A 25,302-nucleotide genomic window follows, 5' to 3' on the forward strand; every position below is an offset into this window, starting at 1 on the left:
CCGGGGCACACTGCTACCGGTCAACGGACGTTGATGCGTCAGGTACTGATCTGCGCACATTACCGGCGTACTCGTTGGCAGCGTCCCGCCCCAACCGTTTCACCCTCCAGAATTCAACATCGATCTTTAAGAAAGCATTTTATGACTATTGCGAAAACCAGTGCGGTCGCGTTCGTCGCGATGTTAGCTCTCGTCACGTCCGCGTCGGCCGGCGAGTGGACGTCGCTGTTCGATGGCGAGTCACTCGATGACTGGGCCCGCGAAGGCGGCACGGCGACTTACCGCATCGAAGACGGGGCGATCGTCGGCAAGACGAAGCAGGGCAGTAAGAATACGTTTTTGTGCAAGGCGCCGTACTCTGATTTCGAGCTTCAATTCGAAGTCAAATGCGACAAGGGATTGAACTCCGGCGTGCAAATTCGCAGCCACGTCTACGAAGAAGATACGCCGCAGAAGTCGAACCCGAAGCGCGTTCGAAAAGCGGGCGAAGTCTATGGACCGCAGTGCGAAATCGGAGCCTACGGCCGCGGCGGAGACAGCGTGAACGGCAATTTTTGGGACGAAGGACGGCGGACGAAATGGCTGTGCGATGTTGATGAAGAAAATCCGGAAGTCTCCGGCGCTTATAAGGCCGGCGAATGGAACACTTATCGCATCGTTGCCAAGGGCGATCATTACCAGTCATTCGTCAATGGCGTAAAGATCGCGGACTTCAACGATGACATGGACGAATCAGGATTAATCGGCCTGCAGGTGCACAGCATTGGCAAGAATCAGGGGCCTTACGAAGTCCGCTGGCGGAACATCAAAATTAAAGAACTCGATTAATGTGCCGACCCCCCGGTCGCGAGGACGGGGATTTGATTCTTTAAGAAGCGCATTCAAAATCAGTTAATTACGGAATTCGATATATGACCCGCCCCCTGCCAGTCGCGGTCGTTTTGCTTTTCGCTCCGCTGTTAGTCGCTTTGACTAGGGGCGACGCGATGGCCACTGAGAAGCCGAATGTGCTTTTTATCGCGATCGATGACCAGAATGACTGGATCGGTTGTCTCGGCGGCCACCCTCTCGCAAAGACTCCGAACATCGACCAATTGGCGGAGCGGGGGACCGTTTTTACGAACGCTCACTGCCAGGCCCCGCTGTGTAATCCGTCGCGGACGAGCCTCATGACCAGCCGGCGTCCTTCGTCGACCGGCATTTATGGTCTCGCTCCATGGTTCCGGAACGTCGACGAATTAAAGGACATCGTCTCGCTCCCACAGTATCTCAGGGAGTACGGCTATAAGACTTATTCGGCGGGCAAAATTTATCACGGGGGTTACGGACGAAAGTCGAAAGATGATGAGTTCGACGTACTTGGTCCGCCGGTGAAGATCGTTCGTCCCAAAAAGAAGTTCGTGAAAACGCCGCAAAACCATGCACTGATGGACTGGGGCAAGTTTCCGCCTACCGATGAAGAGACGGGAGAATGGCAAACGGCAAGCTGGGCCGTCGAACAACTAGAGAGTGACCTGCCCGAGCCGTTCTTTCTTTCGTTCGGGCACTTTCTGCCGCACGTGCCTTGCTACGCCCCGCCGAAGTGGCACGACCTATATCCGGATGATGATTCGGTGCGGCCGGAAATTTTATTTAATGATCGATCCGATACGCCGCGGTCTTCGTGGTTTATTCACTGGGAACTGCCCGAGCCGCGGCTCAAATTTCTGCTCGATGAAAATGAGTGGACCAACCTGTGCCGGTCCTATCTCGCCTGCGTCAGCTTCGTCGATTCGCAGATCGGTCGCGTCCTGACGGCACTGAACGAAAGCGGTCGCGCGGATAACACGATTATCGTGCTTTGGTCGGATCACGGTTATCACCTTGGTGAAAAGGAGATTTCCGGCAAGAACACGCTGTGGGATGATAGCACGAGAGTTCCGCTGATCTTCGCCGGGCCGGGCGTGACGTCGGGGCAGACCTGCGTCGAGCCGGCCGAGCTGCTCGATATTTACCCCACGCTCGTCGATCTGTGCGGACTCCCTCCGAACGGCAATCTGGAAGGGGTCAGCCTTTCTCCGCAGCTTCAGGATGCCTCTGTACCAACCGGCCGCCCGGCAATCACGACTCATAACCAGGGCAACCACGGCATCCGCACGAAAGACTGGCGTTACATTCGCTATGTGGATGGTGCGGAGGAACTCTACGACATGCAGGCCGATCCGAAGGAATGGACCAACCTGGCCGACAATTCAGAGTACGAGAGCGTCCTCACCAAGATGCGAGCACACCTGCCGGAAAAGGATGTCCGCCCCGCTCCCGGTAGCCGCCATCGCGTGCTGATCTACGAAGATGGCGTCCCCAATTGGCAGGGGGAAGACATCTCGGCGGACGACCCGATTCCGCAATTTTGAGGCGTCAGTCTCATCAAATGCACACCGGATGCTATCCGCCTCGCACGGCCGTCCGATTGACCGGCGCGGGGGTCTGACTTACCGTATTTGCAGCACGGACGCCGACCGGTTTCCTAGATTGACTCGAAAGCGTGAGTCTTCGCCGGACGGTCTGCTCAGACCGCAATGCCCGTCGTCGCGACTTATCAAAGCGCGAAGGCGGCGATGAGACTTCCCCCCCATGTTTTTTCATTCGCTGGGCCGCCTCGTTTCTCGCTCGTGGGCCGTGCTACCGGTCCTATGGGTGGCTCTACTTTGCTCGCTCTACATCATCGCGCCGCCGTTTCAAAGCGTTGTTGAAGACGGCGAATTTGATTTTCTGCCGGAGTCATCGCCGAGCCTCGTCGCCGAAGAGGCCTTCAACTCGGCGTTTTCATCGGAATTCGCTCGCAGTTCAATCGCGGTCGTCGTCCGACGCAAAGGCGTAGATGATGAGGGTCAGCCTCAAGAATTGACCACCGCCGAGGACCTCACCGAGCGCCCGGAACTTGCCGATTACACATTTATCGACAACGTCCTGATTCCACGAATTCGCGAGTTGGTGATCTCGCGTGGGTGGATGGCCCCGGCCGGCGAAGAGGAACAGACAGCGTCAGATGGTGACGCTCAGCTCGCCGCAGTCGAAGAGACGATCGAGACCGACATTCCGACAGTCGTGACCGACATCGGCGAATCGCCGGACGGAAGTATCAACCCGATCGTCGCCAATATTCGAACGTATCAAGACAGCGGTTTAGGCGAACTGCTCCAGAGTCAGGACGGCTCGGCCGCACTGATCGTCCTCAATCTTGAAACCGAGTATCAGGAGAAGGTTAATCAGCCGCTGATCAATGCGCTGGCCGAACTCGTTGACCCGGCCACCGGCGATCTGCGGGCCGAAGGCAAGATTCCGCCGGGGCTCGAAATTTACCTCTCAGGACCGGCCGTCGTCGGAAACGACCTGCGACAAGCCGCACAGGACAGCGCTCGCGCGACCGACTCGGCGACCGCGATCTTGGTCATCGGCCTGCTTCTAATCATCTACCGCGCCCCGCTGCTGGCGATTATCCCGCTGCTCACCGTGTTCGTTGCCGTCAAGACGTCACTGCTCCTACTGGCCCTGGCGGCCCAAGCCGGATGGGTCGACCTGTTTAACGGAATCAAAATCTATGTCAGCGTCGTGATGTATGGCGCAGGCATCGACTACTGCATGTTTCTGATGGCCCGATATCGGGAAGAACTGGAGGAAGGGGGCGACTTCGGCAGCGCGATTGGTGCCGCAATCGGAAATGTGGGGCCGGCCCTCGCCGCCAGCGCCGGAACGACGATGGTCGGCCTGGGCATGATGTACTTCGCCCAATTCGGAAAGTTCAGTGAGGCCGGAGTCGCCATGTCGTTCAGCCTCGGCGTCGTGCTGATCGGAACGCTCACGCTGACGCCGGCGCTGCTGCGAATGTTCGGCCGCTACGCATTTTGGCCACATGTCCCGCGCGAACGCATCACGCGGGCCGCAAATTGGCTCTCGCCGACAAATATAATTTCGCGACTGCTCGAACGCTCTCAGCTTCGCAAAGCGTGGAGTGTTGCCGCGGATCGGATCGCCGCCGCGCCGTTGAAGTGGCTGGTCGTCACGATTGCGGTCATGACTCCCTTCGCCGCGGTCGGAGTTGCGTGGCACGACTGGCTGACCTACGGGCTCCTGTCGGAATTGCCGCCGTCGGAGATCAGCGTTCGAGGGGCGGAGGCCGTTTCCGACCACTTCCCGGCGGGATACGCGACCCCGACGACCTTGCTGATTTCACAGCCCGAAAACCCCGACATCGACTTTTCTGACCCCGAAGGCGCAGCGGTCATCGACGAACTGACCGACTCTATTTGGCAGCGTCGCGAAGAGTTGGGCATTTCTGATTTGCGAACCGTGACAGCCCCGCTCGGCGTTGAGCGGTTGGAAGGGCTCAACGCCTTTCAACGAAGGGCTGCGATTCTGCGTGCGCAGCGGTTCTCAGACTATTACGTCGGTTCGGTCGATTCGGAACAGGCCTACGCGACGCGGATCGACCTCATTTTTGAAGACGATCCGTTCTCGCGAGACAGCATCCGCAAGATCGAGGAATTACGGCAGTTGGTCCCCGAGATTCTGCCGGAGTCGCTGACCGACTCGCAGATTCACTTTCTCGGCGCGACGGCCAGTATTCGCGATCTGCGTGAAGTCACGGCCCAGGATCAAGTCTTGATCGATCTGCTCGTGCTGGCGGGGGTCTTCACCGTTCTCGTCATTCTGCTCCGCAACGCGGCGATCTCGGCGTTCCTGATCACCACGGTTTTCTTCAGCTATCTGGTGACCTTCGGTGTGACCTTCTGCGTGTTTGCCGCCCTCACGCCTGACTTCGTCGGGCTGGACTGGAAGGTGCCGGTCTTTCTGTTCGTGATCCTCGTGGCGGTCGGCGAAGACTACAACATCTACCTGGTCACCCGAGTCGAAGAAGAACAACAACGCCACGGACCCGTTGCGGGCGTTACCAGCGCTTTGGCGAAGACCGGCGGGATCATCTCCGGCTGCGGCATGATTATGGCCGGGACGTTTTCCTCACTGATGTTCGGCTCGCTCAGCGGCATGATTCAGCTCGGCTTCGCCTTAGCCTTCGGCGTGTTGCTCGACACGTTCGTGGTGCGACCAATCATCGTTCCCGCTTACTTGGTGATGTTGAATCGGGGTGACTTCGGATCGTTGGGACCATGGCTCGGGGCGTTCCAGCCGAAAGCCGACGGTTCGGACGACGTGGGAGTCGATCTGCCCGAAAGTGAATCGAATGCCTCACCGATCGATGACACCGAACAGTCCGTGGAGAAACGCTCCAAGGCGTCCTGATGCGCGCCAAGCGGCTTAGACCAGAGAAGGTGAGCGGCTTCCCCAACCAAAGCACCGGGCAGGGCACGTCCCCCCGAAACCAGATTACGGCGAAACCAGGCCTTCGCGAATAGCGAACCGCGCCAGCTCAACCCGGTCGTGAATGTTGAGCTTCGACATGATGCGGTATTTGTGGCTGTCGACACTTTTCTCGGACAGGTGCAGTCCCCGGGCAACTTCTTTGACGCTCTGTCCGTGGGCGAGCAACCGAAGCACTTCGAGTTGGCGATTCGTCAGTGACGCCAATTGGGACGGCGACCGCATCTGCCAAGCCCGCCGCATCGGGTCGAATGAGAGCCGGTTGCGGATCTCCGGCGAGAAGTACTGCTCCCCGCCCACGACAGACGTGACGGCGTCAGTCAGCGAGCCGATCGATTCATTGGTCAGCACAAATCCCGAGGTCTTCAGCCGCAACGCCTGATCGAGAACAATGTCAGGCGAGGCATCGCCGAAAAGAATAATTTGCGACCGCGGGCTGGAGCTCTTGATCTGCCCGACGACCGTAAAGGCATCGGGGCGGGAATCGGCAGTGCCGAGAAGAACCGCATCGGGCTGATGCTCGGTCGCAAGCTCGACCGACCGCTCGTTCTCCGTCGTCGTGGCGACCACGGAGCAACGGGCATCAAGGTTCAGCACTCGTTCCAGAAGTTCGACGATCAATCGGTGCGGATCACAGATCAGAATGCGACACTGCTGCGTTGAAATCATGTTGGTGCCCCGCGATGAGAGAATGTGGGCAGTACGACGCGGGCAGGAGCGCATGGAATTGCAAAGAGGTGACGCTCATCGATCGTTCCTGGCCGTTCGCGTCCGGGCGAGATGGGAGGTTGGCCCGGGACGTATCAGATGTTGCTTATTCTTACGAGACGACTGACTGTTGAATAGGTGAAATACCCCATTTTTGACGAGCAGCCGAATTTCGCGGATGTCCGGCGGGGCGGAATTTCTGTCGCATCCTCTCCAACCGTCACATCGCCTATTGCCGGGCCGTAAAGATCGGGCCCCTGACTCGGGAATACGGGATCGCCGCCGCATCGTCCGATTTTGCGGACTAGGCTGCGATGTCGCATGTTGGAAACGTCAGCCGCTTGCGACCATTTCCTTTGCGCTGTTCAAGGACGCCCGATATGCCTGCGACGCTTCAAGAGCAGTCGACCGCCACCGCCGAATTTATCAACCCGGTCCTCGGCGCTGCGCACTCGGTCTTCGAAATGATGGTGGGCTGCGTACCGCGGCGGAAGTCACTTTCGATTCGCGATACCACGTCCGCGCCTTACGACGTCAGCGCGATCATCGGAGTGACCGGCAAACGCGTCGGGACGATCGTGATGAGCCTGTCAGAGCCGGCGGCGATCGCGGTACTGGAGCGGATGACCGGCAACCGTGCAGAGCGCGTCGACCCTGACGTATGCGATGCGGTCGGCGAACTGACCAACATGATCGCCGGAGCGGCTAAAGCAAAACTGGCGGAACTCGAACTGTCGATCAGCATCCCGAACATCGTCTCCGGTCCCGCTCACACCGTTCACTATCCCGCGCGGGTGCAGCCGATCGCGATCGAATTTGAGTCGGAAATCGGACCATTCTGTATCGATGTCGGATGTCAATTCTTGGACCGATCGTGACGAACCTGTTAACCGCACACACCGCCTGAGCCGCTCAGCCGCCGACCACATTGCCACAGAAAGTCACTTGGGAAGAACAATGAAAGTTCTCGTTGTCGATGACTCTCACACGATGCGAATCATCCAAAAACGGTGCCTGAATTCGTTGGGCGTTGAAGACATCACCGATGCGGCTGATGGCCGTGAAGCCCTTGAATACTTCGCCTCCGGGGAGTTCGACATCGTACTCAGCGACTGGAACATGCCGGTAATGGACGGCCTGACGCTCCTTACTGAAATCAGGAAGAGAGATAAGGACGTGCCCGTAATTATGATCACAACCGAGGCCGAACGGTCGCGGGTCGTCTCCGCAATTCAGGCTGGCGTTTCCGACTATATCGTCAAACCGTTTACGCCCGACGCGATGAAGGAAAAGCTCGAACGATGGTGCGGCATCAAAAAGGATTAACTCACAGAAAGTCGGCGCGTTGAGCCCATCACCGACTGCGATCGCATTACTCTTTTAAACAGCTGACCCCCCTCTCAATTCTCTTCTGAAACTGCCGACTCCGGCAGCCTGGTCCCATGGTCGATCCCCAAAAAATTTGGTCCTCCTCTCAACTCCCCACCTTGCCGGCGGTCGCCGTCCGCCTGCTGGACCTCTCTAAAAATCCCGACGCGGAGGTCAATGATTTCATCGAGATCATTAGAACCGACCCGGCGATCTCCGCAAAAATTCTGAAGGCGACAAACTCGTCTTATTTCGGCTTCCAATCCAACGTCACAACGATCGACCGTGCCGTCCCGTTGTTGGGAACGACGGTTGTCACGTCGCTGGCTTTAAGCTTTTCGCTGGTCGAAGCCGCGATGACCACCGGCCCGATGGTCGAGCACTATCGCGACTACTGGATGCAATCGGTCATTCAGGCCGCGACCGCGGAACTGCTTGCCACGAAAACTCCCGGCAGCCTCGGCAGCGAATTCTTTTTGGCCGGGCTGCTCTGCGACCTCGGCCGTCTCGCGATGCTCAAGACAGTGCCCGACGAGAGCCGCCAGGCGATTGAAACGGCGCGGGAACGCGGCCTCGACCTGTTCGCCACCGAGAACGAAATGGTCGGCGTCAATCACGTCGAAGTCGGCCTAAAGCTAATGGAAAGCTGGACGCTGCCGCCGGCGACGATTCTCGCTGCCCGCCATCACCATGACCCGCTCGAGCTGATTCAGCAGCATGAGTCCGCAAACGATTCCGATCTCATTCATGCCACAGCCGTTGCCTCATCGGTCGGAGACTACTTCTGCGGAGCCAACAAAGGTCAGGCACTCGATAGATTAAGAGTCCTCACAGCGGCTTTCTACGATCTCGACGAGACGGAACTCGAAGCTTTTCTCAGCGAGGCTAAAGAGAAGATCGACTCCGTCGGCGAACTATTCGCGCTCAACACCGAAGGACTCGGCGACCCGCACGAATTAATGGCCCAGGCGAGCGAGCATCTCACGCAACTGGCACTCCGGCAACAAGCCGCCGCGGCCGAAGCCGTGGCTCGACAGCAGAAACTCGAAGAGCAAACCCGGCTGCTGGAATCTAAAAATAAGGAGCTCACCCAACAGGCCATTCGCGACCCGCTGACAAAGCTCTATAATCGCGCGTTCTTCGATGAGTCGCTGCAACGGGAACTCGATCGATGCGCACGGGCCGCAGCCACGATCGGAGTCATGTTCACCGACATTGACAAATTTAAGGTGCTCAATGACACGTACGGCCATCAGTTCGGGGATCAGGTTCTGAAGCAGGCCGCCGGCTTGCTCGGCGGTTCCATCCGAAAGTCGGACGTGCTCGCCAGGTACGGCGGCGAAGAATTCGTGGTTCTTGTCGCCGCACCGACCGAAAAAGGAATCGCCAAAGTCGCTGAACGAATTCGGGCAGCCATGGAAGCGGCGAAGTTTGTCTTTGAAGGCGAAGACGTTCCGGTCACGATTAGCGTAGGAGCCGCGTTAGCCATTCCGCAACGCGACACCGCAGAACTCGCCGAAAAGCTGATCTCCGAAGCCGATGAAGCCATGTACGACTCGAAAAAGAACGGCCGCAACCAATGCCACGTTCGAGTCTTGCTATCTGATGCCGAACGGGTTTTGATGCAGAAAACGACCGCCCGACGCTTCAGCCGCTGGCTCGTCAATCGGGGCGTGTTCGACATCCCGACCGTCAGCAAAGCGCTCGTCAACTTTGAATGCCCGCACGTCAAAATCGGTGACCTGGCCGTTCGCCGCACGGTGCTTAATTCGATGGAGGTCGACCAGATTCTTGAGCAGCAGCAATCGAGCGGAAAGAGATTCGGCGAAATTGCCATGCAACTCGAACTGCTGACCGAAGACCAAGTGGCCGACCTCCTCGCATGGCAGTCGGAGTGTCCGCAAACACTGGCGGTGGAATTGGTTAAGAAGGGCTTGCTGGAGAGGCAGGCCGCTACGATGTTGCTCAAGACCTATATTGCCGAGGCTCCCGCCCCGCGCGAAAATGCCATGGCATAATACCTTCTTTAACGGAGTGGTGGTCGACGCGTTGTGAGTTAGCTCTCCGTAACGGATCAGCCACGACCGCTTACCATTTAAGCGATATGCGTAATCGTGCCGCCGTAGTAGACCGAACTACCGGCCTCATTCTCTAAGGTAATCCCGCCGCCGTCATCCACGCCCCGGCACAGACCGTAAGTCACGCGATCGCCTGATGAGAGCCCGACGGTTCGCCCCGTGAGCGCGCAGTGCGCCGCGTAACGCTTTCGAGGGAAGGCCCGGCTGTCGCGATAGTCGCCGAGTTCCGATTCCAATCGAATTAAGATTTCGATTAAGTGTTCGCTAGGGTCGACACTTTGATCCGCGATGTCATTAAGGGAAATCGCCCGATCGCGAATCTCGACGGACGCGTTTCGAAAGTCAACGCCCACATTAATTCCGATTCCAATCACAAGGAAGGGAATTGCGCCTGCACGCTCAATCTCGACGAGTATGCCACAGACTTTCTTCCGATTAATTAAGACATCATTGGGCCATTTCAGTTGAACGCAAACGTCACCCAGTTTTGAGGAAATCGCGTCGCGAACGGCCAATCCGGTGATTAATGACACGAGTGGAAGTTCCGCCGTCTCCAACTTAAAATCAGCCGGATCGATCACGACCGAAAACGTCAGTGATCCGCTGCCAGCGACCCATCGATTTGCCCCTCGACCGCGCCCGGCTGTCTGACGAGTCGCGAATACGAGGACGGGAGTGCTGACTTCTCCCGCCGAGATCAACGACTTCGCACGGTCGTTCGTCGAATCGAGCGACTCGTGGGCATCGATCACCGCGACCATCGTCTCGGTCGCAATCCGCGACTTCAGTTCGGGTGTCATAGCGGAATTCTCGCCGAAGTCGCCGGGCGACGGGTCATTTCACCTGGAGCTTTTCCACTTCCGTGTGCAACGCCTGAAGTTCCTTTTCCAGCCGGGTCACTTCGGCCGGATCGTCCGTCTGTCGTTTGGCGGCACCGAGAAGTTGTTCGGTCCGTTGAATCTTCCCCCGCAGCACGGCGAGTTGCTTCTTCGATTTCTTATCCATATTCCCCTCGAGGTGATGTTTCTGCGGAACCCGCCATTCTATTCACCCGCAGGTGCTGCGCGAATTCAGACACACCCTCAGACGCCAAGAATTCCGACCGATCACTCCGTCCTACGTGACACGGAGCGCAAGCGACAACACCTCCAATCGCCAACCCACTGCAAAACAAGGGAGGCAAAAGAGATCATTCAGGCCACGAACTATTACACAACTTCACCAACCTGCTCTCGACTCTAGACACTCGACTCTAGACTCAAAAAAGCCGGACGCGTCCGGGCATCATGCCGCGGCATCATCCGCCGCATGGGAAATGCGCAGCCAGTCGGCCGCACCCACCGGCGGGTTGAAAAGAGGCGGTGCACCGTTTTCCTCTACCTGATGGGAGATGGTTGCGCGGATTTTGGCGTGGCACTGAGTTGCGAAAGATAGGGTGTGGCCCGGCGAGAAGCTGATCGGGAACAGATGCCGCTCATACTACATCATCGGTGAAAAAATGGTACAAGGGCTCAGAGATAGCTACGGGTTGTTGAACCGGCTCTGGGTCGACGATTCGAAGCAGCCGAGCGAGATACCGACATTCCGTCAGAAGTAATAGATCGAGCCAACCAACTAACGTCGGCATCATTTGAAACAGACCGAACAATGCGACTAAGAGTGATTGCAACAGACTATGACGGCACGATTGCCATAGACGGCGTACTTAATCCGAGCGTTCGTGAGGCGATCGGGAATGCACGCAAAAGTGGAGTGTTGGTGGTCATCGTAACCGGGCGGATTCTCTCGGAACTTCGGGACGTAGCCGGCTGTCTGGATTTCGTCGATGGCGTCGTTGCCGAAAACGGAGCCGTGGTTGCTTTCCCGAATGGCCATGTCACCGTTCTCGGTGCAGGACCGCCGTTGGCTCTCATTACGAAACTGACCGAACGGGGAATTGATTTTAAAGTTGGTCGATGTGTGGTCGAAATGGATGCCGAGTTCGCCGATGTGGCGATATCGCTTATTCGCGAAATGCAGTTGCCGTTGGCCATCACTTTTAACCGTGGACGAATGATGTTGCTGCCGCCCTCGATCAGCAAGTCGGGCGGGCTGCGTCAATTGCTCGACACGCTCAACGTGTCAGTTCACAACGCCATCGGCATCGGTGACGCCGAGAATGATCATGAGCTGCTTTCCTGCTGTGATCATGGCGTGGCAGTCTCGTGGGGGTCGGCACGATTGAAAGAGTCGGCCGATTTTGTCCTCGAAGGCGACGGCGTCGAAGCTGTCGCCGACTATATCGCAGGAGTATCAACTGAAATCCGATTGCCTCGTGCGGCGTCGATCCATCATAAGGTGGTGCTGGAAGAGGTCGGCGGCCAACCTCCGTTTGAAGTGTCGATTCGTGGTCGCAATGTCCTCGTCGCCGGAGACACAAAAAGCGGCAAGTCGTGGCTGGCGGGGCTGCTCATTGAGCAGCAAATTCTGAAAACATATACCGTGTGTGTGTTTGACCCCGAAGGCGACTATAGCAGTCTCGCTTCGCTGCCGAACACGGTTTCACTCGGCGGCGGCCACATGTTGCCGCATGACAACGACCTCAAGATTTTATTGCAACAAAGACTCAGCGTTGTTTTAGATCTGTCGCATCTTGAGCACCATCAGAAGAGAGAATACATTTGTCATCATTTACCGTTGGTCGCGAATCATCGCCGTAACTACGGTTACCCGCATCGGATTGTTCTGGATGAATGCCATTATTTTCTCCGCAGTCCGCGTGATAATGAATTGCTCGACTTTCAACTCGATGGCTACACACTGGTCACGTATCACCCCTCAGAATTGCCAGCCGCGATCTTAAATTCAGTCGAAGTCGTGGCGGCCACGCGACTGACCGAAAGTGCGGAAGTTGATGTTTTGCGCGACCTATTTGATGCCAAGAGCGACGAATACATCGACTCTCACGACTGGTACGAGCAGCTGGCCAACCTCGGGATTAATGAATCGGCGCTGCTTCCGCCGACCGACGAGGCCGAAGGGCGCCTTCGCCGCTTTATCGTCGCGCCCCGCTTGACCGATCATGTCCGGCACCGCAGTAAGTACTTCGACATGCCCGTCGCGAAAGAGCACGAGTTTGTGTTCACCACGAACGGACAAGCTTTCGGGGAATCGGCTGCCACACTCCGGGAACTGACGATGGCCGCCAAACGAGTCACAGCAGACGTGTTATCCAATCATAGCCGACATCACGATTTTTCACGCTGGATTATCAACCTGTTTTGCGACCGTGAACTTGCCAACAACGTTCGCAAAATTGAATCGACAATGAACCTCGATGGGGATGTCGACCGCTTTCTCACAGAATTGCGTGACGCCGTGCAACAACGATATGAAAGCGATTGAGTTAAGGCACCCCCTCGGAACGAATTTTGGAGTGCGACGGGTGGCCGGGGTCAAAGGTGTATTGATTCAAACGGCGGGTAGCCCGGAGGTTACACCTCCGGGCTACCCGTTTATATATAAGCGCAAGCATCATATCCGCTCCTCCACACCCAAAAACCCTATCGGCTGCTCCGTCTCACCATCAATCGCCAAGTCCGCCAGCACCTCGCCGAGGACACTCGCAAACTTAAACCCGTGGCCGGACAGGCCGGCGGCGAAGGCGACTTGGGGGTGTTCGGGGTGGCGGTCGACGTAGAAGCGGCCATCGGGGCTCATGGTGTAGAAGCAGGTGGCGTGGCGCGTTGGCTGCGGATCGGCGGCGGGGAGGAACTGCCGGGCGAATTCGGCGAGCGGTTCGGCGTCGCGTTCGAGCAGCGCGGGGTCGATGTCTTCGGGTCGGTCGACGGGGTCGCCGCCGGTGTGTTCGGAAAGCTTAATTGTGGCACCGTCGAGCGACGGGAACCCATAATAGTCACCGCGGGGCCGGACATAATAAAAGACGGGGCCGGCGTCGTACGCATCGCCCGTCTTCGGCAGCCAGAGTAGCGTCTTCCGCAAGATTTTAAGATTGAAGCCGAGGTCGCTGATGAGATCAGTCGCCCATCCGCCGGCCGTGATGACCAATCGTGCCGCCTCATATTCGCTTCGCTCGGTCCGCACGCGGACTCCATTGTCGGTCGGCTCCCAATCGATGACCGCCGTCTCGAATTGTGACTCCGCCCCGTTCTGCCGGGCGCGTTCCAGATGGGAGCGGATGCAGTCTTCGACCCGCAGATAACCGGCCCCCGGTTCATAGACGATGCTGTCGGCTTCGTCGAATTCAAAATTCGGAAAACGACGGCGTGCCTCGGGAGGACTGAGTTGTTCGAGTTTCAGTTTATGTTCGCCGGCAGAGCGGAGACATCCTTGGACGCACGGTCCGTCGGCCGGTCCGGCGATAAATAAGCCGCAGGCTTCGAGCAGTGACCGACCGGTGTCACATTCGAGTTCACGCCATAACTTTTCAGCCCGTTCAAGCAGCGGGACATAATTGGTGTGTTCGAAATAGGCTTTTCGCGTGGCTCTCGTTTCGCCATGAGAACTGCCACGGTCATGGACGGTCCGGAACTGTTCAATGCCCAGCACCCGCTGCCCTCTCCGTGCAAGATGATCGAGCGCCGCGCTGCCGACCCCGCCTAAACCAAGGACGATGCAGTCATAGGTGACGGACATGGCGCGATCCCTTAGGGCGGGCTGTGCCCGCCGAGGTGTGTGGCTCTTGATGGATTCAGAAGTCGAAAATCGGGTCCCTTGCTTGCGCTGCGGGCTTGTTTGGGGGAACGAAATTAATTGCGGTTTGGTTCAATGGATTCGAGCAATTTGCTCAGGCGATCATAGGCGGTCTTGGCGGCGGGATCAGACAGGTCGGCGGGAGATTCGTTCGGCAGATTGCGGCAGTCGACGAATTGATTGCTTTGGCGATGTAGTCGCCACTCGCCGTCGAACAGGCAGAAGTCGCCTTTGATGCCGCCGGTGATGAAATCTCGCTCAGTTCCTGGACTGCTGGCGAGCCAGTCGGCAAAACTTTGGCCGTCAAGAGCGGCATCGCTTCTAATGCTGACATCCGCCAGTTCCGCAATCGTCGGATAGTAATCGGCCAAATCGACGAGTCGATCGACGACTTTTCCCGCGTGCGCCTTGCGGGGGCATTGCACGATCAGCGGGACATGCATTCCGCCGCAGTCGAGATCGCGTTTACCGCCGAGCACCGGGCCGGCTTTGGTTTGGCGGGGCCGATTCAGATCGGTGCCGTTGTCACCGATGAAGATCACATAGGTGTTGTCTTCAATCCCTAATTCCGGAACCGCCGACCGAATGCGTCCGACGAGCTTGTCCATATAGGTGATCATATTGCCGAGAGACTTCTTGCGGCCCGCTGCGCGATCATCTGGCGTCTCCACAAGCGGCAGGTGAGGCAGGAACATGTTGTGGTGCATATAGAACGGCTTGCCCGCCTCGTTCGCCGACTTCATGCGGTCGATGACGTAATCGGCGAGCCTATCGGGTCCGAAATCCTGCTCCGTCGATTTAATAATCTCGCCGTTGCGATTCAGGCAGGGCTTCCAATAACGGATTGTCTTCCTGCCCTTCTGCCAGATTTGCCACAGGCACCAGTCATCGAACCCGGCCGTCCGCGGGTGATCCGGGTGAAACTCCAATGTGGCCAGTTGCCACTTTCCGGCGACCGACGTTTCATACCCGGTTTCGCGAAGTTCATGGGCGATCGTGCGGAAGCGTTTCTTAAAGTCGACCATCTTTCGCGTGCCCAGATGCACCGGCAGCACGGCGTCGTAACCGTGGCGGTTGGTGTATTGGCCGGTAAGTAACGTCATTCGCGACGGCGTGCAGACCGGGCTCGTATAGGCCCGGCTGAAGCGAACGCCCTCGGCCGCCATCCGGTCGAGTTCCGGGGTTTCGAATTCCAAGCCGCCGTAACAGCCGAGCGTCTCCGCCCCGAGATCATCGGCAAACAGCAGCACGAAGTTGGGGCGGTCGTCGGCGATCGACAGGTGACTAGCGCTGACCGCCAGCAGGATTGAAAAGAAGAGTCGGAACCGGCTCATCGTTGACATGCTTTCCTCGTGTGACTGTGCTCTGCGTCAGACTCGCACGACATCGCGCGGAAGTCGAGCGAGTCGGCGTGCGAGATTTTCCACCGAACCTCGTCCATTGATCCCGTGTCACCGACGCGTGCGGAGAGGACTTGGCGGGCCGGCGCGATTATGGTGTTACTCGATACCTCATTCAGTTACGGCAGTATCGCCCTTGCAAACGACGACTCCCACACTCTCCGTTCGCGATCTCCGCAAGACGTTCGGCGATGTCACCGCTGTCGATGGCATCGATTGGGAAGCCCGGCCGGGTGAGTGCTTCGGGCTTTTAGGGCCGAACGGAGCCGGGAAGACGACCACGATCGAGATTTGCGAAGGGCTCACGAAGCCCGACAGCGGTACGGTCGAGCTATTCGGTGAGACGTGGATCGCGAACACGGGTCAACTGCATCAGCGGATCGGCGTGCAGCTTCAGGAGACCCAGTTCTCTGAACGGCTGACCGTCGAGGAGACAATCCGGCTGTTTCGTAGCTTCTATCGCGAGGGCCGTTCGGTCGAGGATTTGCTCGCGGTTGTCGAACTGACCGAAAAACGAAATGCCCGCGTTGCGACGCTTTCTGGCGGACAAAAACAACGGGTGGCGATGGCCTGTGCTCTGGTGGGGAACCCCGACCTGCTGTTCCTCGATGAACCGACGACCGGACTCGATCCGCAGGCCCGCCGACAGTTGTGGGAACTGGTTGAGCAGTTCAAACACGAGGGCCGGACGGTCATTCTCACCACGCACTACATGGACGAAGCCGAGCGGCTGTGCGACCGCATCGCGATCATGGATCGCGGCAAGATCATTGCTGATGGAACACCGAAGCAGCTCATCGATTCCCTCGGAGCGGCCCACATCGTTGAGTTTTCGCCATCGATCGCTGTGCAAGAGGAGCGCTTCCAAACGCTCCCCGGCGTCCACGACGTGGCCGGCGAAGACGGTCGCTATCGGCTGACGGTTGATCAATTGCACGTGGCCGTTCCGGCGGTGTTCGAGGCACTCGCGGCGGAGGGCATCGAACTGAATGAACTGACAACGCACTCGGCGACGCTCGAGGACCTGTTCGTGCATCTGACCGGAAGGCACCTGCGTGATGAGTAAAGCTTCCGCGCATCGGGTGGCTGGGGACGAGCGCGACGGGTATCCGGCTCCGTTAAACTCGTGCTGCTGTCTTGAACCATGCAGTCGCTCGCCCCCAGCGAGCGTGGAGCACTCTTGCGAGTTCAGTGAGGAGTCACGGAGCTCGGACACCACATTGCTGGGGGCGGCATCCCTGCCGTCCCCAGCCACCCGTCTTAAGGTGTTTGACTAATGGCAGGAAGCGAACGCATTCAAAGCGATGACCTCCCGTCTGAGCCTGCGCGGCCGGCTAAAGGCATCAACTTCGATTCGCTGGGGCAATTGACGCTCTGCCGGATTCGGGAGTTTTACCGAGAACCAGAAATCATCTTTTGGATGGTCATTTTTCCGATCCTGATGGCGGGGGGGCTCGGGCTGGCTTTTCGAAGTCAGCCGCAGGACGCCGTGCAGGTCGCCACGACCGACGAAGCCATCGCTCGAAAGCTCTCCGATCAGGCGAGCGTTGACGTCGAGCTACTCGATTCAGATGCGGCAAACCGAGCATTGGCGACGGGGAAGGTGCTCGTAGTCGTTTCGCCAGATAATGACGGGGTCTCCTATCGCTTTGACGATACGAATCCCGAAGCGCGAGTCGCGCGACTCATCCTCGACAACGCCCTGCAGCAGGCGTCGGGACGCAGCGACGTTCTCGCGACCTCCGAGGACTTCGTCCGCGAGCCGGGGAGCCGGTATATCGATTTTCTGATCCCCGGCCTGTTGGGTCTGAACATCATGGGGGGCAGCATCTGGGGCATCGGCTTCACGATCGTCGATACCCGCCGGCGAAAGCTACTCAAACGGCTCGTCGCCAGTCCGATGCCACGCTGGCAATACCTATTGTCGTTCCTAATCAGCCGGCTGGTGCTGCTGGTGATCGAGGTCGGTGTGGTGATTGCCTTCGCAACGTTGGTATTCGGCGTACCAATGCGGGGACCGATCTGGGAGTTTGTCCTCTTGTGCGTGCTCGGCTCGTTCAGCTTCAGTGCCTTGGGCATTCTGATCGCCGCGCGGCCGCGAACCATCGAAGCGGTCTCCGGGGTGATGAACTTCGTGATGCTGCCGATGTGGATTTGCTCGGGCGTGTTCTTCTCGCCGGAGCGGTTTCCCGAGGTCGTCCTGCCGCTGATCCGGCTGCTGCCACTCACCGCGGTGATCGATGCTCTGCGGGCGAACATGCTGCGGGGCGAATCGCTGCTCGGCATGGAATGGCAACTGGCCGTGATGGTCGGCTGGCTGGTCCTCTGCTTTCCGCTGGCGCTGTGGTTATTCCGCTGGAAGTGACGTAAAGCTGATAAATTCCAGTGTTTAAGGCCGTTCGAGGTTCGGTATCGGCGGCCGAAATGGTAGAATCAGGGCCGATGCGCTCATCGCCGTTGACGAGGTATTCGCGTTTTCTTGATCAGGTTGAGGTCGACCATGCCCGGCTCGACGACTATTGACGAAACTCCAGTTGAGGAACCGATCGTCCGTCCGAAGGACTCACGCCCCGAGACCCGAGAGAAGGCGGACAAGCGTCCCCAGAAGAAGAAGGCACCCCGGTATGCCGTGATCGTCCAAAACGACGATCATCACACGTTCCCGTATGTGACAGCGGTGCTGCGAAAAATCTGCGGCCATCCCCTCCCGAAGGCCGAAGAATTGACGATGCAGATTCACGTCAAAGGCCAAGCCCTCGTCTGGAGCGGCTCCCTCGAGGTCGCCGAGCTCAAACGGGATCAGATCCGAGGGTTCGGCCCGGATGTGTTCGCTTCGAAGACCGTCACGTTCCCGTTGGGGGTGCGGATCGAAAAACTACCGTGAGGTCGGAACGAGATATCGTTCTGCCGGCGCTAGCCCGCCTCAGCGATACGCGTCGGCGTGACGAGGCCGAGACCGCCCTGATTTTCAAGCGATGTCGCCTGCGATCATCGTTCGATTCGGGTTTCACGGTTGCTTCCGGCCCGACGAGACCTTTCAATCAAGGCCTGCTGATCCGTCGGTTGATCAGCAATTTCTGCCAAGTTGAATTTGGTCGGCTATCTATGACGCTCAATCTGTTTCTCGTTCCCGCTTTTCTTTTGGCAGGAGTGTCGTCCCTGCAAGCCGCGGACGAAGCCTCCGCGTTGCAGGCTCTCAAGGACCTCAACCCGAAAAAGTTTGAGGTGGAGAACAATGATGCCGGGCAGGTGACGTCGATTCGCATCGACGGTTGCCGCGACCTGACCGATGAGCACCTCCGCCATTTCGCCGCGTTCCCGGAACTGCGCGAGCTGAAAATTTCTCACGCGACGAAGTTCGACGGCTCGGGCGCCCGCTACCTGACCGATCTGCAGCATCTCGAAAGCCTTCAAGTCGGGGGCACCCGTTTCTCAAACGAGGGATTGCAGTTTCTTTCCAGTCATCCGAACCTGCAGGCACTGCAATTGCGGCACGCCGGTGTAACCGATGACGGCATGACGTACGCGGCCCAGATGCCCAATCTTAAGGAGATTCTTGTCAGCCCGAAATTCACGAAGAAGATTGCGGACGCCGGCGTTCGCAAACTGGCACAGTCGAAAACGCTGGAAGACCTGACCGTCGAGCAGACTTTTTTGACTTATGAGGGAAGCCTGTCCGCTTATAAGAATCATCCGAGTCTTAAGACCGTCTATCTTCGCGATGTCTTGATCGGCGAGTCCGACATCGAAAAATTGAAGGCCGATCATCCGAACGCGAACATTCGCGTGAAAGTTCTGGACGACAAGACGCGGCCTCGTTATCAAAAAGCGATCGACAAGCATTGGAAGAATTAAGTCCAACGTTCGCACAGCCGTCGTTTCAAAAATCCCAGCGCCGCGGCCCCGCCGCGCTTTAGTCAGGCAGCTTACCATGAGAATCGCTTCCGTCTTTACCACTTGTGCCATCGGTCTGTGCACGCTTTCCGCTTCAGCCATGGCTGATTCGGCCGTCAGCAGCCCGCTTAATGAATTAAGCGAGGTCGAACGACTTTCCGGCTGGAAACTCCTATTCGACGGCCAGACGACGGAAGGCTGGCGCAATTACCGCCGCGATACGATCAGCAAAGGATGGAAGGTCAAAGACGGCTTACTTGCGAGGGAGGGGTTATTTGCCGGGGACATTATCACTGAAGAAAAATACGGCGAATTCGAGCTATCACTCGAATTCCGTATTTCAACCGGCGGAAACAGCGGCGTGATGTTCCGCGTCACCGAAGAGGCTCCTCAGCCTTGGCACACCGGGCCTGAAGTGCAGATTCTCGATAATGCGAAGGGTCACGACCCGCAGAAGACGGGTTGGCTCTATCAGCTTTATCAACCGAAGAAGCCCAATTGGAGAATTAAGATTGAGAAAGCGGCGGGCCTCGAGCCGGAGCCGACGCTCGATACGGCACGACCGGCGGGCGAGTGGAATCATCTTGTCATCCGCGTGACGGACAACGAGTCTCGGGTCTACTTAAACGGCGTCTCTTATTATCGATTTCAAATCGGCAGCGACGATTGGAACAAGCGGGTCGCGAAGAGCAAGTTCTCAAAGTACGCCGGTTTCGGCAAAGCGGAAGAAGGTCATATCTGCCTGCAGGATCATGGCAACGACGTCGCCTTCCGAAACATTAAGATTCGAGACCTCTCTCGAACGCCGCCCGACCCCCAGCACGGCAAGCTGGCCGTCGGTGTCGAACCTGCCTTTCCCAATCTGAATTTCGCGGACTGGGAGGGGGTCGACGAAAACGGAAAAATTGAAATTATGCGGCCCCTCGTGATGACCGCGGCAGCGTCTGAGTCGGAGCGGCTCTATGTCGCCACGCAGCGCGGCGTCATCCATACCTTTAAGAATGACCCCGACGCACGGCAAACAGATATATTTTTTGATATTGAAGATCAGGTGAAGCCGTTCTACGGCTCCGGCGCGAACGAAGAAGGCCTCTTAGGACTCGCTTTCCATCCTGACTACCCGACCGACCCGCGGTTCTTCGTTTATTATACGAAGCGGGTTAGCGAGCCGACGTCGATTGTGTCGAGTTTCCGAGTCTCCGCCGACAACCCTTTAAGAGCGGACCCGAAATCTGAACAGGTCTTAATGACGATCGACGAGCCGTTTCAAAATCATAACGGGGGTTCGATCGAATTCGGCCCGGACGGATTCCTCTATATCGGCTTGGGCGACGGCGGCAGCGCGAACGATCCCCAGGGCAACGGGCAGAACCTCTCCACGCTGCTTGGATCGATCCTGCGAATCGACGTCGACTCGACATCCGCTGATCAGCCTTACGGGATTCCGGCCGACAATCCATTCGTTGAGCAGACCGATGCCCGGCCGGAAATCTTCGCGTACGGCTTTCGGAATCCTTGGCGTATCGGTTTCGACCCAAAAACCGGCGACCTGTGGGCAGCCGACGTCGGGCAGGACTACTATGAAGAGATCGATGTCGTGCGGGCCGGCGGGAATTACGGATGGAACGTTCGCGAAGGCGCCCATCCGTTCGGCGCGGACGGCGAGCCGGCCAAGCCTGAGTACATTGACCCCGTTTGGGAGTACGATCACACCGCCGGCAAGTCGATTACGGGGGGCTACGTCTTCCGCTCCGACCGCGTGCCGGAACTCGACGGGCGATATCTGTACGCCGACTACGTCACCGGCAAGCTCTGGGCCCTCGATTACGATCCGAACAGCGGCACCGTTCGCTCGAATGATCGAATCCCGACGAAGAACATGCCGGTCCTCGCGTTCGGGCAACTTCCCGGCGGCGAAGTCCTGTTCGCGATCCCGACCGCCGGCGGGCAAGGCATCTACCGTTTCGTTTCAAAGCAGACCGACGAGTAGGTACGCCGGCATTTGCGCCATCGGGACCGCGCGGTCGTCAGTTCATGAGGCAGCGTGCTGCTGGCGCTCGTTATAGATGCGGGCCAGATCGGTCTTCGTCAACAAGATGATCCGTGTGAAGCCGGTGTGGGCTCGCTCGTAGCGAATCTGGCTCGCCTGCTCGGGCGAGCCGTGTGCGACGTCGACCAGCCAGGCGCGATCGTCCTCGGTCAATTCATCGGCTATTTCATCGGCGAACTCGGTTCGCGTTTCCACAACGAGGGAGTCGAGTCGACTGTCAAAACGATTCATTGCGGCCACGGCATCTTCTCCAGAAGTTCATCTTCATCGCTTAGCTTACAGTTGTAACCAGTCTATCGTTCGCAGGCTTCGCCCCAAATCGGTCCCGCCAGAAATGCTTCGACTTGTCTTCGCCCTTGTTTGCCTGACACTAATTGCCGGTTGCAGCGGGACATCAACAGGCGGAAGTGAATCGGGTTCGGCAACGGCGGAGCAGTCGCAGCCATATCGCAGCGTCAACTGGCCCCACTGGCGCGGCCCCGAACGGGACGGTAGCACAACAGAGGAGGGCTGGAACCCTCGGCGGCTCGAAGAGCAGGACGCGGTCGCGTGGCGACGACAGATCGGCGTCGGTTACTCGTCGGTCACCGTCTTCGACGGCTCGGTCTATGCCACCGGACACATCGCCTCGCCCGAGAAGCAATCTTCGCAAGAGGACAAAGACGAGTCGAAGACCGACTCACCGGCCGAAGAGGCCACACCCGAAAGATCCGAGGGCAATGACGATGCCCACGCCGGGCACACCGAACCGCCTCAGCCGGATGGCACCGAAGTTCTCGCGCGTCTCGACATCAAGACAGGCGAGCCGGTCTGGACTTTCGAATTTGCCGCCGCCCGATTGGACGACTCACATCACTTCGGCGGCCCGGCTGCCTCACCCGTTATTGCCGCGGGCCGCGTCTACGTGCACAGCAAAGACGGCCAACTGTTTTGTCTCGACCTCGCATCGGGTGAGGAAGTCTGGTCCGTTCGGCTGTCCGATCTGACCGGGGCGAGCGTACCGCTGTGGGGTAGTGCGAGTTCGCCCGTTGTCACGCAGGGAAAGGTGATCGTCGAATCGGGCGGGCTGATCGCGCTCGATGCCGACTCCGGTGATCTCATCTGGCAAAGCACGTCGCGGGAAGGGGGCTATGCCACGCCGACGCCCTTCGAATACGGCGGGCAGCAATATCTGGCCCACTTCTCAACCGATGGCGTGCTCGTCGCCCGGCTCGACGACGGCACGGAGATCGATACCGCCACCTTCGATACAGCATTCGACAACCCTACGACGACCCCGATCGTTTCCGAAGGTCGCATCTACTGCTCCGCCAGCAACGGTCGGGGCGGAAGGAGCTTCGTGTTCGACGGCCAGACACTGACGAAGTCGTGGTGGAATCCCAGCATCTCCAACCACTTCAATTCCTGCGTGCTGCAGGACGGCGTGCTCTACGGCTTCGATGGCCACTCCGCCTTCCCGCGCAATGTCGAACTCGTCTGCATGAATTTCCAAGACGGCGAGGAGCGTTGGAAACAGCGCGGCCTCGGCCTCGGCTCACTGATCATCGCGGACGATAAACTTGTGATGCTCGGTGACACCGGCACCCTCACCATCGCCCACGTCAATCCCGACAAGTACGAGCCGATCGCTGAGGCGAAGATTCTTGAAGGCCAATGCTGGGCCTCCCCCGTCCTCTCGCACGGTCGGGTTTTCTGCCGCAACAGCGAAGGCGAACTCGCCTGCATTGACCTCCGCCCCCGAAAGTAACCCGCCGCGTTACACTAGCCCGACGCGCAAGTGAGCGATTTCGCCCCCCAAAACTAGCCCGACGCGCAAGCGAGGGATTTCGCCCAAAGAATTCAAACGAAGCGTTATGTAAATACGATATTCGACCGTATTCGTTGTCGCAAAGGGAACGCGAGTCCCGCGAGCATTCTGAAGCAATGTCGCAGAATATAGGGGAGCGGGCGATTGCGTCCCTTGCTGGCGCTGCGGGCTTGTGGGCGTTTTTCATCAATCGCCCGAAAGCACTTTGCCTATCACGCCTCGACCGGCTCCAACCGCTCCGCCGCCTTAAGCAGCAACTCTTCCGTCTGCTCCCAACCGAGGCAACCGTCGGTGATACTCACACCGTAATCGAGGCCTTCCGGCCCGCCGCCCAAGCTCTGCTTGCCCTCGTTGAGATTGCTCTCCAGCATCATGCCGATGACGCCGTCCGCCCCGTCAATCCGCTGCGATAAGACCGACTCGAACACCTCGGGCTGTCGGCGATAATCCTTGCTGCTGTTGGCGTGGCTGCAGTCGATCAAGAAGCGCGCGGGCAGATCGGCCTTAGTCAAAAGACGCGTCGCCTCGGCGACATGCTCGGGACTGTAATTGGGGCCGCCGTTGCCACCGCGGAGGATCAAGTGCCCCCAAGGGTTGCCGTTCGTGTGAATCACGCAGGTCTTGCCGTGGGGATCGATCCCCAGAAAACTATGCGGTTCCTTCGCGGCGAGCATCGCGTTGAGGGCCGTCTGCACGCTGCCATCCGTGCCGTTCTTGTAGCCGACCGGCATTGAGAGGCCGCTCGCCATCTGCCGGTGCGTGGGGCTTTCGGTCGTGCGGGCGCCGATTGACGCGAGCGTGATCAGGTCGGCGATGTACTGCGGCGTGATCGGCTCGAGCATCTCGGTCGCGGCGGGCAGTCCGAGTTTGTTGATCTCCGTCAGAATGCCGCGAGCCAGCTTCAACCCTTCGCTGACGGCGAACGTGTCGTTGAGGTGCGGGTCGTTAATCAGCCCCTTCCACCCCACCGTCGTCCGCGGCTTCTCGAAGTAAACCCGCATTACCACGAGCATCCGCTCGGCGACCTTGTCCGACAGGCCTTTGAGCCGCCGGGCATATTCGAGCGCGAGGTCCCGATTGTGGATCGAGCAGGGCCCCACCACGACAAGCAGGCGGGAGTCTTCTCCCGCCAGAATCTGACGCACCGCCTCCCGCCCCGCCGTTGTGGTTTGCAGAACGTCCTCAGTCGCCGGCACCTCCGAAAGCAGGTCGTGCGGCGCGATCAGCGGCTCATAGCCGCGAATATGCAGGTCGGCAGTCGATTTCATCACATCAGGCGGGTCGGAAGAAAGATCAGCGTCAGGGAGTGTACCGATCCAGCCGGGAGGAGGAAATGATCGTCCCCCCAACCCGTTCGACGACTCACCGTTTAGCCGCGACCGCCCGGAAGCGGGCTTCAGCGAACGATCGCTGCCATCCATCACACCGACTTCCAATTACTCAACCTGTCGCGCAGCACGCTCTCGAAGTTGCCGCTTCAGTTCCCACGCGAGCGGAATCGAGATCAAGACGAAGACGATCCCCAACATGACAATCGACAGGGCAAACATCACAAACACTGGTATCGGGATCGATTGAACACCCGGAATTCCAAATTGAGCGATAAACAGCGCCGATAGATTGAAAGATGCCAAGGCACCAAAGAACATCATTTGAAACGCAATCTTGATCGTCGACAGCCATTTCTCCGTAGTCGTTCGATAGCTAGGCTGGATCAATCGGCCGCCACAAAATCCGAATAAAAAACCCCAGAGGCCAAACAGAACGGCGAGATATGGAATAGTAGCCGGTATTCCCTCTGGGCCGAGAGTCGGAGCACCAAAAATTGACACAATGTTAGTGAGCCCGCATGCACCCGCACCAAGCAACGCAGCCAATGCAATGCGAAGGGCGGCATTCTCCAACATTCGCAAGAATGGAAGGATTAGCGAAGGCAATAAGACGAAC

At 58.3% G+C, this 25,302-nt stretch carries 21 protein-coding genes; 13 read left to right on the forward strand and 8 right to left on the reverse strand.

Translation table 11 applies throughout. The features are described from left to right. Nucleotides 1–141 precede the first annotated feature (141 nt). The 3 genes from Pan189_RS16445 to Pan189_RS16455 all read left to right on the forward strand — a co-directional run bounded on the left by Pan189_RS16445 (nucleotide 142) and on the right by Pan189_RS16455 (nucleotide 5,280). Nucleotides 142–828, forward strand: coding sequence for a 3-keto-disaccharide hydrolase (locus tag Pan189_RS16445; RefSeq protein WP_310820637.1), 687 nt, complete (start codon nucleotides 142–144; stop codon nucleotides 826–828). A gap of 83 nt (nucleotides 829–911) precedes the next feature. After that, nucleotides 912–2,393, forward strand: a complete 1,482-nt coding sequence (locus tag Pan189_RS16450) for a sulfatase (protein ID WP_145365118.1) — start codon at nucleotides 912–914, stop codon at nucleotides 2,391–2,393. A gap of 220 nt (nucleotides 2,394–2,613) precedes the next feature. Then, a complete protein-coding gene (locus tag Pan189_RS16455) occupies nucleotides 2,614–5,280 on the forward strand; it encodes an MMPL family transporter (protein ID WP_145365120.1) in 2,667 nt (888 codons plus the stop codon). An 84-nt stretch (nucleotides 5,281–5,364) separates the two neighbouring features. Here Pan189_RS16455 and Pan189_RS16460 read toward each other — a convergent pair whose 3' ends face one another. Continuing rightward, nucleotides 5,365–6,027: a response regulator transcription factor gene (locus tag Pan189_RS16460; RefSeq protein WP_310820638.1), complete on the reverse strand. Its 663-nt coding sequence runs from the start codon at nucleotides 6,025–6,027 to the stop codon at nucleotides 5,365–5,367. 419 nt (nucleotides 6,028–6,446) lie between these two features. Here Pan189_RS16460 and Pan189_RS16465 point away from each other — a divergent pair, with 419 nt between their 5' ends. The 3 genes from Pan189_RS16465 (at nucleotide 6,447) to Pan189_RS16475 (ending at nucleotide 9,452) form a co-directional block, all read left to right on the forward strand. Then, a complete protein-coding gene (locus Pan189_RS16465; protein ID WP_145365124.1) occupies nucleotides 6,447–6,944 on the forward strand; it encodes a chemotaxis protein CheX in 498 nt (165 codons plus the stop codon). Nucleotides 6,945–7,023: 79 nt separating this feature from the next. Beyond that, a complete protein-coding gene (locus Pan189_RS16470; protein WP_145365126.1) occupies nucleotides 7,024–7,392 on the forward strand; it encodes a response regulator in 369 nt (122 codons plus the stop codon). A gap of 116 nt (nucleotides 7,393–7,508) precedes the next feature. Next, complete coding sequence (locus tag Pan189_RS16475; RefSeq protein WP_145365127.1) at nucleotides 7,509–9,452, forward strand: sensor domain-containing diguanylate cyclase; 1,944 nt, start codon at nucleotides 7,509–7,511, stop codon at nucleotides 9,450–9,452. 77 nt (nucleotides 9,453–9,529) lie between these two features. On the opposite strand, the gene Pan189_RS16480 is transcribed toward Pan189_RS16475, so the two are convergent. Both Pan189_RS16480 and Pan189_RS21495 read right to left on the reverse strand, forming a co-directional pair. Further along, nucleotides 9,530–10,312, reverse strand: coding sequence for a biotin--[acetyl-CoA-carboxylase] ligase (locus tag Pan189_RS16480; RefSeq protein WP_145365129.1), 783 nt, complete (start codon nucleotides 10,310–10,312; stop codon nucleotides 9,530–9,532). Nucleotides 10,313–10,346: 34 nt separating this feature from the next. After that, the gene (locus Pan189_RS21495; RefSeq protein ID WP_310820639.1) at nucleotides 10,347–10,517 is read right to left on the reverse strand and encodes a hypothetical protein; all 171 of its coding nucleotides are present in this window, start codon (nucleotides 10,515–10,517) and stop codon (nucleotides 10,347–10,349) included. 642 nt (nucleotides 10,518–11,159) lie between these two features. On the opposite strand from Pan189_RS21495, the gene Pan189_RS16485 reads away from it, so the two are divergent. Next, nucleotides 11,160–12,896 (forward strand): HAD family hydrolase, encoded by a 1,737-nt coding sequence (locus tag Pan189_RS16485; RefSeq protein WP_145365131.1) that lies wholly within the window; start codon nucleotides 11,160–11,162, stop codon nucleotides 12,894–12,896. Between the two features lie 129 nt (nucleotides 12,897–13,025). Here Pan189_RS16485 and solA read toward each other — a convergent pair whose 3' ends face one another. Together solA and Pan189_RS16495 are read right to left on the reverse strand one after the other, a co-directional pair. Next, on the reverse strand, nucleotides 13,026–14,147 hold the full coding sequence (gene solA, locus Pan189_RS16490; protein ID WP_145365133.1) for an N-methyl-L-tryptophan oxidase: 1,122 nt from the start codon (nucleotides 14,145–14,147) through the stop codon (nucleotides 13,026–13,028). A 113-nt stretch (nucleotides 14,148–14,260) separates the two neighbouring features. Beyond that, nucleotides 14,261–15,547: a sulfatase-like hydrolase/transferase gene (locus tag Pan189_RS16495; RefSeq protein WP_310820640.1), complete on the reverse strand. Its 1,287-nt coding sequence runs from the start codon at nucleotides 15,545–15,547 to the stop codon at nucleotides 14,261–14,263. A gap of 193 nt (nucleotides 15,548–15,740) precedes the next feature. Here Pan189_RS16495 and Pan189_RS16500 point away from each other — a divergent pair, with 193 nt between their 5' ends. The 5 genes from Pan189_RS16500 (at nucleotide 15,741) to Pan189_RS16520 (ending at nucleotide 21,488) form a co-directional block, all read left to right on the forward strand. Continuing rightward, nucleotides 15,741–16,670: an ABC transporter ATP-binding protein gene (locus Pan189_RS16500; RefSeq protein WP_310820642.1), complete on the forward strand. Its 930-nt coding sequence runs from the start codon at nucleotides 15,741–15,743 to the stop codon at nucleotides 16,668–16,670. Between the two features lie 210 nt (nucleotides 16,671–16,880). After that, a complete protein-coding gene (locus Pan189_RS16505; RefSeq protein ID WP_145365139.1) occupies nucleotides 16,881–17,969 on the forward strand; it encodes an ABC transporter permease in 1,089 nt (362 codons plus the stop codon). Nucleotides 17,970–18,104: 135 nt separating this feature from the next. Further along, entirely contained in the window at nucleotides 18,105–18,488 is a 384-nt protein-coding gene (locus Pan189_RS16510) for an ATP-dependent Clp protease adaptor ClpS (protein ID WP_145365141.1), read from the forward strand. After that, nucleotides 18,485–19,459, forward strand: coding sequence for a leucine-rich repeat domain-containing protein (locus Pan189_RS16515; protein ID WP_310820644.1), 975 nt, complete (start codon nucleotides 18,485–18,487; stop codon nucleotides 19,457–19,459). Before Pan189_RS16510 ends, Pan189_RS16515 begins: the two co-directional genes overlap by 4 nt. 76 nt (nucleotides 19,460–19,535) lie before the next feature. After that, a complete protein-coding gene (locus tag Pan189_RS16520) occupies nucleotides 19,536–21,488 on the forward strand; it encodes a 3-keto-alpha-glucoside-1,2-lyase-like domain-containing protein (protein WP_145365145.1) in 1,953 nt (650 codons plus the stop codon). Nucleotides 21,489–21,530: 42 nt separating this feature from the next. Here the strand turns inward: Pan189_RS16520 and Pan189_RS16525 are convergent, their stop codons facing one another. After that, nucleotides 21,531–21,788 carry a hypothetical protein gene (locus tag Pan189_RS16525; protein ID WP_145365147.1) on the reverse strand — a complete coding sequence of 86 codons (258 nt, stop codon included), beginning with the start codon at nucleotides 21,786–21,788 and terminating at the stop codon, nucleotides 21,531–21,533. A 94-nt stretch (nucleotides 21,789–21,882) separates the two neighbouring features. Here Pan189_RS16525 and Pan189_RS16530 point away from each other — a divergent pair, with 94 nt between their 5' ends. Next, nucleotides 21,883–23,295, forward strand: coding sequence for an outer membrane protein assembly factor BamB family protein (locus Pan189_RS16530; RefSeq protein ID WP_145365149.1), 1,413 nt, complete (start codon nucleotides 21,883–21,885; stop codon nucleotides 23,293–23,295). A 272-nt stretch (nucleotides 23,296–23,567) separates the two neighbouring features. Here Pan189_RS16530 and Pan189_RS16535 read toward each other — a convergent pair whose 3' ends face one another. Continuing rightward, nucleotides 23,568–24,776, reverse strand: coding sequence for a 3-deoxy-7-phosphoheptulonate synthase (locus tag Pan189_RS16535; protein WP_310820648.1), 1,209 nt, complete (start codon nucleotides 24,774–24,776; stop codon nucleotides 23,568–23,570). Between the two features lie 15 nt (nucleotides 24,777–24,791). Beyond that, nucleotides 24,792–25,262, reverse strand: a complete 471-nt coding sequence (locus tag Pan189_RS16540) for a hypothetical protein (RefSeq protein WP_145365151.1) — start codon at nucleotides 25,260–25,262, stop codon at nucleotides 24,792–24,794. Between the last annotated feature and the right edge of the window lie 40 nt (nucleotides 25,263–25,302).

Origin of the sequence: Stratiformator vulcanicus, assembly GCF_007744515.1 — a bacterium.
Taxonomy (GTDB): domain Bacteria; phylum Planctomycetota; class Planctomycetia; order Planctomycetales; family Planctomycetaceae; genus Stratiformator; species Stratiformator vulcanicus.